The sequence below is a fragment of the Saccharothrix sp. BKS2 genome (assembly GCF_047689505.1).
In the GTDB taxonomy this organism is placed as follows: Bacteria; Actinomycetota; Actinomycetes; order Mycobacteriales; family Pseudonocardiaceae; genus Actinosynnema; species Actinosynnema lopnurensis.
Genome location: NZ_JAUQOL010000020.1, coordinates 104,191 through 116,966, shown reverse-complemented (window position 1 = coordinate 116,966; position 12,776 = coordinate 104,191). Strand labels below are relative to the sequence as shown.

Sequence of the window (12,776 nt, the reverse complement as noted above, 5' to 3'; positions counted from 1 at the left end):
CGCCGACGGATTCCACGCCGACGGATTCCACGCCGACGGATTCCACGCCGACGGATTCCACGCCGACGGATTCCACGCCGACGGATTCCACGATGACCGACATCGTCGCCGCCGTCGCGCTCGCGCACGCGGGTGACGCCGACGCCGCGCGCGCCCGCCTGCACGACCTCTGGGACCGGATCGGCCCGGTGGGCGACGCCCTGCACCGCTGCACCCTCGCCCACCACCTGGCCGACCTCTACGACGACCCGGCGCAGGCCCTCGTGTGGGACGTGCGGGCGCTCGACGCGGCGGCGGTGCTCACCGACGAGCGGGCCCGCCGCCACCACGAGAGCCTGAGCGTCGCCGGGTTCCGCCCCTCGCTGCACCTCAACCTGGCCGACGGCTTCCGCCGGCTCGGCTCGTTCGAGGCCGCGCGCGAGCACATCACCGCCGCGCGGGAGCACGAGCACGCCCTCGCCGACGACGGGTACGGCGTGCTGATCCGGCGGGTGCTCGGCGAGGTCGCCGAGGCGATCGACCAGCGGTCCACGGAGAAGCGCGCGAGCGCGCCCGGCTGACGCGGGGCAGCGAGGCGCGGCAGGTCGGCGGTGTGGTCGGGTCAGGTGGTCAGGCCGGTGTGGTCACGGCAGTGCGACGCCGGTCAGCTCGGCGCACGCGGCCAGCAGGCGTTCCTGGACCTCCACGTCGTAGGCGACGGGGTTGGCCCGCAACTCCTCGCGCCACTTGAAGTAGCGGCCGGTGACCAGTGCCGCCGGGTCGTCGGAGGTGGCCAGCCAGACCTGCGTCTCCGCGCCCCGGGGCAGCCCGTCGGTGGCGTTCGGGCCGCCCAGCTTGGTCTTGATCCAGCCGGGGTCCACCGCGTTGGTCGGGGTGCCCGGCCACCGGCGGGCCACGGCGAACGCCAGCACGACGTCGAGGAGCTTGGAGTCCGAGTACGCCTGCATCCCGTTCCACGGCCCGCGCTCGTGCTGGAGGTCGTCGAGGTCCGCGACGCCCTGAGCCTCCAGCCCGGAGGTCAGGTAGACCAGCCGGGCCGGGCGCGGCATCAGGGCGGTGAGCAGGTAGGGCGCCAGGACGTTGACCTGGAACAGCAGTTCCAGACCGTCCTCGGTGACGACCCGCTCGGGCAGGCCGCCGCCGAGTCCCGCGTTGTGCACGACCACGTCGAAGGCCCCGGCGGACCCGGCCAGTTCCCGGGTCCGCGCGAGGGACGACAGGTCGCCGACCACGACGCCGGCGGCGCCGGGCACGGCGGCCAGCGCCTGCTCGGCCCGCCCGGCGTCGCGCGCGTGCAGCACCACGCGGTGGCCCTGGCCCACCAGCGTCGCGGCGGTCTCCCGACCGATGCCGTCGGACGATCCCGTGATCAGAACGCTCACCATGGTCGGGAGCGTACCTGGGAGCGCTCCCAAGCGCCGGGGTCCGCCGCTCAGCCGTAGACCTTCATGCTCGCCAGCTGGGCCGCGGGCCACCCGGTGTTCCCGGTGAAGCGCAGCCGCACGTAGCGGGCCCGCGCGCCGGTCGGGAGGGTGATGGTCGCGGTGTTGCCGGTGGCCGGGTCGAAGGTGTGGCCGGCGGCGGCGACGAGCGTGGTGAACGCGCCGCCGTCCGCGCTCGCCTCGACCGCGACGGTCTGGGTGCGGCGGCCCCACGCGGGGTTGGGCGGCAGGCCGAGGACCAGGCGGGTCGGCGCGGCGACGGCGCCGAGGTCGACCTGGAGCCACTGGGGGAAGGCGGAGTTCGCGCTCTCCCAGTAGCTGTGCGGGTCGGCGTCCACGGCGAGGTGGCCGCCGTAGTGCTGGTTCTGGCTGCTCTGCGCGGTGGGCCGGCCCGCGGCCAGGTCCCGCTCGACGGGCGGGTTGCCGTCGGGCATCGGTTTGGTCGGGCGCACCGCGGTCAGCGCGATCTGGCCCTTGAGCATCCGGCCGCCGTCGCCGGTCAGGCGCAGGTAGTAGTCCGAGGAGCAGCGGGTGCCGTCCTCGTCCAGGGCGAGGAAGCCGGAGCCGACCGGGATGCCCGCCTGCGTCTCCGGGGTCTTGGCGATCTGGTTGGCCTCGTTGTACTCGTCGAACATCGAGATGTAGATGCCCTGCACGCCCAGGCGCACCACGTTGTAGAACTGCCGCCACATGAAGTCGCCGTGCGCGCGGTGCCGCCGGGACAGGTCGCCGGGCAGCACGCACGGCTGGTAGTCGATGCCCAGGCGGTTGCACTCGGCCTGGTCGGGGCCGTTGACGTTGGTGTAGAAGTGGTCGGCGTCCGCGACGTTGCCGATCCGGCCGACCATCCACGGCGAGAGCATGTGGAAGCTGCGGTAGACGCCCGCGAAACCCGGCCGGGAGTCCTCGACCTCGCGCCGCCAGTGCGTGGGCACGCCGCCGATCAGGTAGACGCCCTGCCCCCTGAACCAGTCGACGACGTCCTGGCACTGCTGCGGGGTGAACGGGCGACCCGGGTCGTTGAAGCCGAAGCCCCACACGCACACCACGGGCTTGCCGTTCTGCCGCGCGTACATGGGGGAAGAGGTGTAGGCGCGCATCTTGTTCAGCCAGTCGGCCTTGATCTCCGACTGCATGTTCGCCCAGTTGGTGACGTCGTACATGATGTAGAACTTCACGCCGTGCTTCTCGGCCGCCGTGCGCACGTGCGCGGTGACCGCGTCGCGGATGGGCCCCTCACCGCCGGTCGGGTTGAACCGCTGGAGGGCGGCGGTGTCGCAGCCGTACTGCTTCATCCAGCCGAAGTGGACGTCGACGGTCTGGAAGTCGTGGTTGGAGAACACCGTGGCGGGCCGGCCGTCGCCCAGCGAGCCGAACGCGGTGGTGTACCGGTTCGCGTAGTCGGTCATGTCCGGCCACGACATCAGCGCGTGGTTGGTGGGCGACGGCGGCTGCCCCCAGTTGTCGCTCCAGTGCCACCAGCCGTCGAGGGGTGAGCGGTCGCCCCGGGCGGCGAACCAGCCCTGGTAGCCGACGGTGATCTTGCCGACCACGTCGCCGGGTGGGCTCGCAGCCAGGGCGGGGGTGGCGGCACCGAGGGCGGGGACGGCGAGGGCCGACCCGAGGAACGTCCTGCGCGACAGGGACACCGCAACTCCTTCGTTGGAGGGACGGCATCAGCATGGAAGAAGTAAGCAGCATTACGCAAGAACTTGACAGGATTAACCGGAGGTGGTGAACGGTGCCGTCGCCTCGCCGGGGTCCGCACGTTTGATCGCCCCGAGCCGGGCAACACACGGGCATGTCGAGCGCAGGGGAGGTGGCACCCGCGGTGCCGATCGGGGTGAGCGACTCGTGAGCGACGTCCACGACTACCTGGCCGCCCACCGGGAGCGGCTCGTCGGGCAACTGGTCGAGTGGTGCCGGGTGCCCTCGGTGGCCTCCCTGCCCGAGCACGGGCTCGACGTGCTGCGGTCGGCCAACTGGCTGGCCGCCGCGTTGCGCGACCTCGGTTTCCCCGAGGTCGAGGTGTGGGACGCCGAGCGCGCGCCCGCCGTGTTCGCCCAGTGGTGCGCCGCGCCCGGCGCGCCGACGGTCCTGGTCTACAGCCACCACGACGTGCGGCCGGCCGGGAGCGGGCGGTGGGAGGAGACCCCGCCGTTCGAGCCCGCCGAGCGCGACGGGTTCGTGCACGGTCGCGGCGCCTCGGACGCGAAGGGGCAGGTGCTGGCCCACCTGTGGGGCCTGCGGGCCCACCTGCGCGACCGGGACGCCCCCGCGGTGAACCTCAAGTTCCTGGTGGAGGGCGAGGAGGAGACCGGCTCGGCGAACCTGCCGGAGCTGCTGTCCGATCCCCGCGTCCAGGCCGACCTGGTCGTGTTCACCGACACGATGCTGTGGCGGGCCGACCACCCGGCGGTGTGCACGAGCGTGCGCGGCACCACGTTGGCGCACGTGGAGATCCGCGGTCCCGCGCGGGACGTGCACAGCGGCGCGGTGTCCGGCCCCGCGCCCAACCCGGCGCGGGAGCTGAGCCGGGTGCTCGGGCTGCTGTGGGACGACGACGGGCGGGTGACCGTGCCCGGGTTCTACGACCGGGTGCTCCAGCCGTCCGAGCGGACCCGCGCCGCGTACGCCGCGCTGCCCTTCACCGAGGAGGACTGGGTGGAGCGCACCGAGACGCGCGCGGTCGTCGGCGAGGCCGGCTACACCGTGCCCGAACGGCTGTGGGCGCGGCCCGCGGTCGAGGTGCTGACGGTGCTCGCGGGCGACCCGACCGGGCCGCCGCTGGGCGCGGTGCCCTCGGTGGCCGCCGCCGACCTGAGCATCCGCACGGTCGCCGACCAGCGCGTCGTCGAGGTCGGCGAGCAGCTGCGGCAGTGGCTGGCCAAGACCGTGGACGACCGGTACGAGCACGAGGTGTCGGTCACCGACGACACCGCGCAGGAGGCGTACCGGACCCCCGAGGACCTGCCCGAGCTGGAACTGCTGGTGGAGGCGGCACGGGAGGGGTTCGGCCGGCCGGTGGGGCGGATGGGCAACGCGGGCGGCGGTCCCGCCGCCCTGCTGGCCGAGCGGGCGGGCGCGCCGGTGCTGTTCTTCGGCACCGGCCTGCCCGAGGACCGCTGGCACGACAGCGACGAACGCGTTTCGGTGGACGTGCTGCTCGCGGGCGCGGCCACCCTGGCGCACTTCTGGGAGCGGGTGGGTCGTGGGTGACCGGGAGCGCCTGTGCGCGGTGGCGTCCGAGGTGTTCGGGTGGCCGGAGCTGCGCGCCGAGCAGCTGGACGCGATGGAGCAGGTCCTCGCGGGCCGGGACGTCTTCGTCGTGCTGCCCACCGGGGCGGGGAAGTCGGCGGTCTACCAGGTGCCCGGTGTGCTGCTGGACGGGCTGGTCGTCGTGGTGTCGCCGCTGATCGCGCTCCAGCGGGACCAGGTGGCCGCGCTGCGCGCGGCGGGCGCGCCGATGGCGGTGCTGGTCAACTCCGGTCAGTCCGAAGGGGACAACGCGAGGGCGTGGGAGGCGGTGGAGAGCGGCGAGGCGCGGTACCTGTTCGTGTCGCCCGAGCAGCTGGCCAACCCCGAGGTGCTCGACCGGCTGGGGAAGCCGGCGCTGTTCGTGGTGGACGAGGCGCACTGCGTCTCGGCGTGGGGCCACGACTTCCGGCCGGACTACCTGCGGCTGGCGGGCGCGGTGGAGCGGATCGGCCGGCCGCCGGTGCTGGCGCTGACCGCCACCGCGGGCACGACCGTGCGCGAGGACGTGATCACCCACCTGGGGATGGATGACCCGGCCGTGGTGGCGATCGGCTTCGACCGGCCGAACCTGTCGCTGGAGGTGCGGATGTTCACCTCCGACGACGACAAGCGCCGCGCGGTGCTGGAGTGGGTGCGCGAGGCGCCCCGGCCGGGCCTGGTGTACGTGGCGACCCGCAAGGACGCCGCCCGCTACGCGGAGGAGCTGGGCGCCGAGCCGTTCCACGCCGGCATGGGGGCCGCCGAGCGGGAACGCGTGCAGGACGCGTTCATGGGCGGGTCGACCGACCTGGTGGTGGCCACCTCGGCGTTCGGCATGGGCATCGACAAGCCGGACGTGCGGTTCGTCGCGCACGCGTCCGCGCCGGGTTCGCTGGACGCCTACTACCAGGAGATCGGGCGGGCCGGGCGCGACGGCGACCCGGCGCGGGGCGTGCTGTTCTACCGGTCGCAGGACCTGGGGCTCCAGCGGTTCCTCCAGTCCCGGCACGTGGACCGGGACGACCTGCTGGCGCTGGCGGCGTTCGTCGGCGAGCGGCCGGGGCAGCGGGTCACCGAGCTGACGCGCGGGTTCGGCAGTTCGCGCCGCAAGGTCACCACCGGGGTGAACCTGCTGGAGCGGGTCGGCGCGGTGGTCGTGGAGCGGGCGCGGTTCCGGCTGGTGGTCGAGCCCGCGCGGGCCGCGGACCTCGCGGTGGAGGAGGCCGAGCGGCTCCAGCGGCTGGACCGGTCGCGCATCGAGGTGCTGCGCGCCTACGCCGAGACCAGGGCGTGCCGGCGGCAGCACCTGATCGGGTACTTCGGCGAGGTGCTGGAGCGGGCGTGCGGCAACTGCGACACGTGCTGGAGCGGCGACGCGGGCACCGGCGTCTCGGCCAACCCCGAGTACCCGGCGCAGTCCCGGGTGCGGCACGCGGAGTTCGGCGCCGGGACGGTGGTGCAGAGCGAGACCGACCGGTTGACCGTGCTGTTCGAGGAGGTCGGCTACAAGACGCTGTCGCTGGAGGCGGTGCACGCGGCCGACGTGCTGGGCCGGCACCCCTGAGGGTCGCGGTCCCGGGGTTCGCGGCCCGCTCGGGACCACCGACTCGTCGTGCACCCGCCCGCGACCCTGCCTAGCGTCGGGGCCATGGTTGAGGTGGTGGTCGTCGGGGCCGGGCTGGCCGGGCTCAACGCGGCGCGCGAACTGGCCGCGGCGGGGATCGGCGCGGTGGTGCTGGAGGCGGCCGACGACGTGGGCGGCCGGGTCCGGACCGACGTGGTCGACGGGGTGCGCTTCGACCGGGGCTTCCAGCTCCTGCTGCCCGCCTACCCGGCGCTGGCGGGGGTCGACCTGGACGCGTTGGACCTGAGGCACTTCCGGCCGGGCGTGTTCGTGCAGCGCCGCGGGCGGCACGACCTGCTGGCCGACCCGCGCGACGGCGCGCACGCCTGGCGCGGCGCGGTGGCGCAGCGGGTGCTGGGGCCCCGGGACCTGCTCGCGCTGGCCGCGCTGTCGTTGCGGGACCTGGTCGGCCCGGTCCGGGCCCTGCTGGACGGGGACGACCGGAGCACGCGCGAGGAGCTGGCCCGCCGGGGCCTGTCCGACCGGGCCGTGGACGAGGTGCTCCGGCCGTTCCTGGCCGGGGTGTTCCTGGAGCGCGAGCTGACCACGTCGGCGCGGTTCTTCCACCTGGTGTGGCGCAGCTTCGCGCGCGGCGGCGCGGCGCTGCCCGCGCTCGGCATGGGCGAGCTGCCCCGGCAGCTCGCGCGAGGGCTCGACGTGCGGCTGGGCGCGGAGGTGGCCGAGGTGACCGGCAGCGGGGTGCGGCTGGCGGACGGCACGAGCATCCGGGCCCGGCACGTCGTCATCGCCACCGACGGCACGACCGCCGACCGGCTGTGGCCGGGGCTGGGCGCGCCGGCCTGGCACGGCGTCACCACGTGGTACCTCCGGCCGCCCGCCTCGCCGCTGCGGGACCCGACCCTGGTGGTCGACGGCGACGGCGGGCCGGTGGTCAACACGGCGGTGCTCTCCGAGGTCGCGCCCGACTACTCGCCGAACGCGCCGCTGGTGCAGGCGTCGGTGCTGGGGGAGGCGACCGAGGAGGAGGTGCGCGCGCGGCTGGACGTGCTGTACGGCACGTCCACGCGGAACTGGGAGGTCCTGGCGCGCTACGAGGTCCCGAGGGCGGTGCCGGCCATGCCCGCGCCGCACCGGCTGCGCGCCCCGGTGCGCCTGGCCCCGCGCCGGTACGTGTGCGGCGACCACCGGGACACCGGCTCGATCCAGGGCGCCCTGGTGTCGGGCCGCCGCGCGGCGCGGGCGGTGCTGGCCGACCTGGGCCGTGCCGGTCCCACCGGGACGGGGTGACCGCGACCGACGAGGTCACCCGTCCCGGCGCGGAACCTCGTCGGTCGCGGTGACCGGCGCCGTCGCGGCGGTCACCGGGCACGGCGCGTCGCCGCCGGGGTTCACCACGCCGTGGAGCACCGGCGAGGACCCCCGGGCGGCTCGCGCGGGCCGCCTGCCGTTCGACCGGCCGCGTCCGGCTACCCGATCGCCACGCCCACCGGCATCCCGGTCACCTCGTGCCCGGACGCGGAGGCGAGGGCCGCTGCGGCGGGCGGGTAGGCCAGCTCGCCGAGCCCGCCGACCGGCGCGTCCGACGGCACGACCACCACGTCCACCTCCGGCGCCCGGTCGATGCGCAACCACGCGTAGTCGCGGAACGACGACTCCACCACCCGGCCGTCGCGCACGGTGACCTGCGCGCCGAACACGGTGGACATCGCGTCCACCACGCAACCCTCGACCTGCGCCCGCACCCCGGACGGGTGCAGCGCCAGGCCCACGTCCACGGCCGCGACGACCCGCCGCACCCGGCCGTCGGCGTGGTCGGCCACCACCGCGCACACCGAGCCGTAGTCGTCGTGGCAGGCCACGCCGCGCCGGGTACCGGGCGGTGTCGCGCCCGCCCGCGCCGCCGCCGCGTCGAGCACCCGCCGCAACCGCGAGTCGGCGGGCAGCAGCCGGCGGCGCAGCTCCACCTGGTCCACGCCGGCCCGGTCGCCCAGCGCGCTGAGGAAGACCTCCTCCGCGTACTGGAGGTGCCCGGCGTAGACCGACCGCCAGAAGCCGGTGCGCAGGGGCGCGGGGCGAGTCGCCACGTCCACCCGGCCCGGCACGGCGTAGGGGAACCGGTCGCCGTTGAGCCGCACGAAGCTCGGGGGCAGGAACGGCGCGACGGTCAACGGCCAGGTGGCCACGGCGTGCGACCGCCACGTGGGCACGCCGGAGCCGTCGACCACGGCCGAGAGCCGGTGCGCCGACATCGGCCGGTACGAGTCGTGCCGCGTGTCGTCGTCGCGGGTCCACAGCACGGCCACCGGCGCGCCCGCGACCCGGGAGCAGGCCACCGCCTCCAGCACCGCGTCGTTGTCGAAGCGCCGGCCGAACGCGCCGCCCATCAGCGAGGTCTCCACGCGCACGGCCGCCTCGGCGAGGCCGGTCCGGCGGGCCAGGTCCGCGCGCAGGCCGCCGGGGTCCTGGGTGGGCGCCCACACGGTCAGCCCGGTCGCGGTCAGGTGCGCGGTGGCGTTCATCGGCTCCATCGGCGCGTGCGCGAGCAGCGGCAGCCGGTAGGTCGCCTCGAACGCCACCGGTCCGGGCGCGACCGCCGGCGCGGGCAGCGCCGCCTCCAGCTCGTCGAGCCACACCCGGCTGTCGGCGGTCGGCGTGCCGCCGCTCCACGTCACGCGCAGCGCCTCGCGCCCGCGCAGCGCCTCCGGCGTCGACCGCGCGACCACCGCGACCCCGCCCTGGCCCGCCGTCCCCGGCTCCAGGGTGGTCACCGCGACCACGCCGGGCACCGCGCGCGCCGCGGCGTCGTCCACGGCGGTGACCCGGGCGCCGATCCACGGCGGCCGGAGCACCACGGCGACCAGCGCGTCCCGCGGCCGGTTGTCGATGCCGTACCGGGCCCGGCCGGTCACCACGTCCCGCGCGTCCACGCGGCCCGCGCGGGTCTTGCCGATCAGCCGCCACCGCTCCGGCGGCAGCGTCGCGACCGGCACGGAGGCCGGGTCCAGCGCCGCCGCGTCGCGCACCAGCTCCGCGTAGGACAGCCGGCGGCGGCGGTGGTGCACCGCGCCGTCGCGGGCCGCGCACTCCTCGACCGGCACGCCCCACCGCGCCGCCGCCGCGGCGACCAGCAGGCACCGGGCCGTGGCGGCGGCGGTGCGAATGGGGGTGTCGAGCTGCCGCACGGAGCCCGAGCCGCCGGTCATCTGCGACCCGTACCGCGCGGTGTCGCCGGGCGCCTGCTCCACGCGCACGTCGTCCAGGTCGACCACCAGCTCCTCGGCGACCAGCAGGGCGACGACCGTGCGCACGCCCTGCCCGGAGTCCGACTTGGGCACGGTGGCGGTGATCCGGCCGCGGCCGTCCAGCCGCACGAACACGTTCGGCGCCAGGTCCGCCGCCGGCGCCGCCGACGCCAGGCCGGGCAGCGCCACCGGCGCGGAGACCACCAGCACGCTCCCCAGGAAAGCCCGTCGGTTGATCACCGCTCGCCCCGCTTCAGCTGGGCCGCGCGCCGCACGGCCGACCGGATCCGCGAGTACGTGCCGCAGCGGCACACGTTGTCCCGCAACGCCTCGTCGATCTCCGCGTCGTCCGGGTCGGGGTTGCGGGACAGCAGCGCCACCGTCGACATGATCTGCCCCGGCTGGCAGTAGCCGCACTGGGCCACGTCCAGCTCCAGCCAGGCCCGCTGCACCGGGTGGTCGCCGTCCTCGGACAGCCCCTCGATCGTGGTGATCCGCTTGCCCTGCGCGTCGGCGACGGGGGTCACGCACGGCCGCGCCGCCCGGCCGTCCACGAGGGACGTGCACGCGCCGCACGCGCCGACGCCGCAGCCGTACTTGGGGCCCAGCACGCCCAGCTGCTCGCGCAGCGCCCACAGCAGCGGTGTGTCCGCCGGGACGTCCACCACGCGCCGCTCACCGTTGACGTGTAACCGGTACCGACCCACGGTGGCCTCCTCGTTGATCCCGCCGTAGGCCCATCGTGGCGTTCACCGACGCATTGGGCAACGATCCATCGCGATCGGCTCACACCCGCCTCACACCGGCGAAACTGTTGCGGCGGAACCGTTGTGGCGGAACGTTCCCCGGACCCGGTCGTCGTCGCCCGATCAGCCCAGCCGCAGGCGCTTGTGCAGCGCCCACGCCCCCACGGCGAGCAGCGCCGCGCACAGCGCGGCGAACAGCCCCGCCTCGATCGCCTGGAAGGACCAGAACCGGTCCGCCGGGTGGAAGGCCCACCGCACGGTCAGCCCGCGTTCGGCCAGGCACTCCTCGAACCGGCCGACGCACCCCGCGACCCCGGACGGGACCTCGTTGCCTGCGCCGTCGAGGAAGGTCATGCCCCTGCGCCAGGCGCCCTCCGGCAGCTGCGGCGCCACCTCCGACACGGGCGTCGCGTACGACGGGCGCAGCACGCTCGCCACCACGCCCACCAGCGGCACGTAGGCCACGATCGTCAGCACCATGGCCGCGAGGCCGTTGCGCAGCAGCAGGCCCAGCGCCGCGCTCAGGGTGAACGCCAGCGCGGTGTACGCGGCCGGCACCAGGCCCTGCACCTCGAACATCGGGGTGTTCAGGCGGCTGTTGTAGGTCAGGGCGCCCAGCACCTGGTCCGACCACGAGCTCACCAGGCCGAGCACCGCCATCCCCAGCACGACCGGGACCCCGGCCACGGCCAGCTTCGTCGCCCACCACCGGTTCCGGCTGATCCCCTGGGTCAGGCCGAACACGTGGGTGCCCCGCTCGATCTCCGCGGCGAACAGCGGCGCCCCCGCGAAGGTGCCCATGAGCACCGGCAGCGCCAGCAGGACCAGGCGCTGGTAGTCCACGTACCGCTCGTAGGTCGCCTCGACCAGGGCGGGGTCGTGCGCGATGGCCGCCGCGCCGAAGCGCACCCACGTCATCACCGCCGCGAACGCGACGACGACACCGAGGCACACCAGGATCTGGAGTCGCTGCTGCCGCCAGGCCACCCAGGTCATGCCGCCGCCTCCTTCGAGGATCGCAGGTAGCCCAGCGCCAGTTCCTCCAGCGAGGGCTCGTTGTTGTCCCAACCGGGCACGTCGCCGGTGCGCGCCAGCACGGTGGCCTGGCGCCCGGTCGCGCGGAACTCGACCACGCCGGGCGGCGGCTCCAGGTCCCGGGAGCCGATCAGCACGCGGTGCCCGGCCAGCAGCTCGTCGACGTCGCCGTGCAGCCGCACCCGCCCGTCGGTCAGCAGCACCAGGTGGTCGCACACGCCGTCCAGGTCGGCGATCACGTGGGACGACAGCAGCACGGTCAGCTCGGTGTCGGCGACCTCGGCGAGCAGCGTCTGCATCACCTCCTGGCGCGCCACGGGGTCGAGGTCGGCCAGCGGCTCGTCGAGCAGCACGAGCCGCGGCCGCCTGCCCAGCGCGAGGGCCAGGGCGACCCGGGTGCGCTGCCCGCCGGACAGGGTGCCGATCCGGGCGTGCGCCGGCACGCCGGCCTCGCGCACCAGCCGGTGCGCGTACTCCCGGTCCCACGTCGGGTTCAGCTCCTCGCCGGCCCGCAGCATCTCCGCGACGGTGAAACCCTTGTACAGCGGCTTGTCCTGCGCGAGGAACGCGAGCCCGGGGTGCGCGCCGCGGTGGGTCGGTTCCTCACCGAGGACGCGGATCGTGCCGCCGGTCGGGCGCAGCAGGCCGGTGGCGATGCGCATGAGGGTGCTCTTGCCCGCGCCGTTCGGGCCGATCAGCGCCGAGATCCGCCCGGCGGGCAGCGTGAACGCGCAGTCGCGCAGCGCCCAGCCGCGCCGGTAGCGCATGGCCAGCGCCCCGGTTTCGAGTGCGGGGGTCAACGTGCTCACTCACTTTCCTCCGTAGTGCTCGTCGAGGCGTGCTTTGACGAGGGCTTCCACGTACTCCCGGTCCAGCCCCTGGGCCTTGGCCCGGCGCACCCAGTCCGCCAGCTCGGCGCCGATCTCGGCGGCGTCCGGCTGCGGCGGGGCCGAGGACACGAAGGTCCCCACGCCGCGCCGGGCCTCCACCAGGCCCTCCCGTTCGAGCTCGCGGTACGCCTTGAGCACGGTGTTCGGGTTGATGGCGGTGGCGGCGACCACCTCCTTGGCGGTCGGCAGCTGGTCGCCCGGTCGCAGCAGTCCCAGGCGCAGGGCGTGCCTGGTCTGGTTGACGAGCTGCTGGTAGGTGGCGACACCGGAGCGCGGGTCGATCCGGAACTCGATCACCCATGACCCTTTCACTAATTAATTAGTGAAAGTAGGTTGGCGTACGGCGGGGTGGCGTGTCAAGGCGGGGGTGTGGTGTGGGCCGGCGCGGTGGGGGGTGGGAGGGGCTGGGGTGGAGCGAGGCCGGGCCGGGCTGGGTGGGGGCCGGGCTGGGCTGGGCTGGGCTGGGGCGAGGCGAGGCGGGGGCTGGCGTGGTGCTGAGCCGGGCGGTGCTGGGCGGGCGGTGCGGCCGTGCAGTGCGGCCGTGCCGTGTGGTCGTGCCGTGTGGTCGTGTGGTGCGACCGTGCAGTCGTGCGGTGCAT

11 protein-coding genes are annotated in these 12,776 nt (G+C 75.0%); 4 read left to right on the top strand and 7 right to left on the bottom strand.

The genetic code is table 11. From position 1 onward, the window contains the following. Positions 1-92: 92 nt before the first annotated feature. Complete coding sequence (locus tag Q5530_RS33580; protein ID WP_415366827.1) at positions 93-560, top strand: hypothetical protein; 468 nt, start codon at positions 93-95, stop codon at positions 558-560. A gap of 63 nt (positions 561-623) precedes the next feature. On the opposite strand, the gene Q5530_RS33575 is transcribed toward Q5530_RS33580, so the two are convergent. Then, entirely contained in the window at positions 624-1,385 is a 762-nt protein-coding gene (locus tag Q5530_RS33575; RefSeq protein ID WP_415366826.1) for an SDR family NAD(P)-dependent oxidoreductase, read from the bottom strand. Positions 1,386-1,432: 47 nt separating this feature from the next. Further along, positions 1,433-3,091 (bottom strand): discoidin domain-containing protein, encoded by a 1,659-nt coding sequence (locus tag Q5530_RS33570; RefSeq protein WP_415366825.1) that lies wholly within the window; start codon positions 3,089-3,091, stop codon positions 1,433-1,435. A gap of 205 nt (positions 3,092-3,296) precedes the next feature. Here Q5530_RS33570 and Q5530_RS33565 point away from each other — a divergent pair, with 205 nt between their 5' ends. The 3 genes from Q5530_RS33565 (at position 3,297) to Q5530_RS33555 (ending at position 7,551) form a co-directional block, all read left to right on the top strand. Continuing rightward, positions 3,297-4,661, top strand: a complete 1,365-nt coding sequence (locus Q5530_RS33565) for a M20/M25/M40 family metallo-hydrolase (protein WP_415366824.1) — start codon at positions 3,297-3,299, stop codon at positions 4,659-4,661. Continuing rightward, the gene (locus Q5530_RS33560; protein ID WP_415366823.1) at positions 4,654-6,243 is read left to right on the top strand and encodes a RecQ family ATP-dependent DNA helicase; all 1,590 of its coding nucleotides are present in this window, start codon (positions 4,654-4,656) and stop codon (positions 6,241-6,243) included. The genes Q5530_RS33565 and Q5530_RS33560 overlap by 8 nt, the downstream gene beginning before the upstream one ends. 84 nt (positions 6,244-6,327) lie before the next feature. Next, on the top strand, positions 6,328-7,551 hold the full coding sequence (locus Q5530_RS33555; RefSeq protein ID WP_415366822.1) for an NAD(P)/FAD-dependent oxidoreductase: 1,224 nt from the start codon (positions 6,328-6,330) through the stop codon (positions 7,549-7,551). Between the two features lie 179 nt (positions 7,552-7,730). On the opposite strand, the gene Q5530_RS33550 is transcribed toward Q5530_RS33555, so the two are convergent. The 5 genes from Q5530_RS33550 to Q5530_RS33530 form a co-directional block, all read right to left on the bottom strand. Further along, on the bottom strand, positions 7,731-9,746 hold the full coding sequence (locus Q5530_RS33550) for a molybdopterin cofactor-binding domain-containing protein (RefSeq protein WP_415366821.1): 2,016 nt from the start codon (positions 9,744-9,746) through the stop codon (positions 7,731-7,733). Further along, positions 9,743-10,213, bottom strand: coding sequence for a (2Fe-2S)-binding protein (locus tag Q5530_RS33545; protein ID WP_415366820.1), 471 nt, complete (start codon positions 10,211-10,213; stop codon positions 9,743-9,745). Before Q5530_RS33545 ends, Q5530_RS33550 begins: the two co-directional genes overlap by 4 nt. Before the next feature lie 162 nt (positions 10,214-10,375). Beyond that, entirely contained in the window at positions 10,376-11,248 is an 873-nt protein-coding gene (locus tag Q5530_RS33540; protein WP_415366819.1) for an ABC transporter permease, read from the bottom strand. Continuing rightward, entirely contained in the window at positions 11,245-12,087 is an 843-nt protein-coding gene (locus Q5530_RS33535; RefSeq protein WP_415366831.1) for an ABC transporter ATP-binding protein, read from the bottom strand. The genes Q5530_RS33540 and Q5530_RS33535 overlap by 4 nt, the downstream gene beginning before the upstream one ends. Positions 12,088-12,096: 9 nt before the next feature. Further along, complete coding sequence (locus tag Q5530_RS33530; protein WP_415366817.1) at positions 12,097-12,474, bottom strand: GntR family transcriptional regulator; 378 nt, start codon at positions 12,472-12,474, stop codon at positions 12,097-12,099. Positions 12,475-12,776 lie beyond the last annotated feature (302 nt).

Excerpts from the sequence above, each read along its gene's own strand:
- Q5530_RS33540 (WP_415366819.1), bottom strand. The coding sequence starts at position 11,248 with ATGACCTGGGTGGCCTGGCGGCAGCAGCGACTCCAGATCCTGGTGTGC.
- Q5530_RS33575 (WP_415366826.1), bottom strand. The coding sequence starts at position 1,385 with ATGGTGAGCGTTCTGATCACGGGATCGTCCGACGGCATCGGTCGGGAG.
- Q5530_RS33555 (WP_415366822.1), top strand. The coding sequence starts at position 6,328 with ATGGTTGAGGTGGTGGTCGTCGGGGCCGGGCTGGCCGGGCTCAACGCG.
- Q5530_RS33580 (WP_415366827.1), top strand. The coding sequence starts at position 93 with ATGACCGACATCGTCGCCGCCGTCGCGCTCGCGCACGCGGGTGACGCC.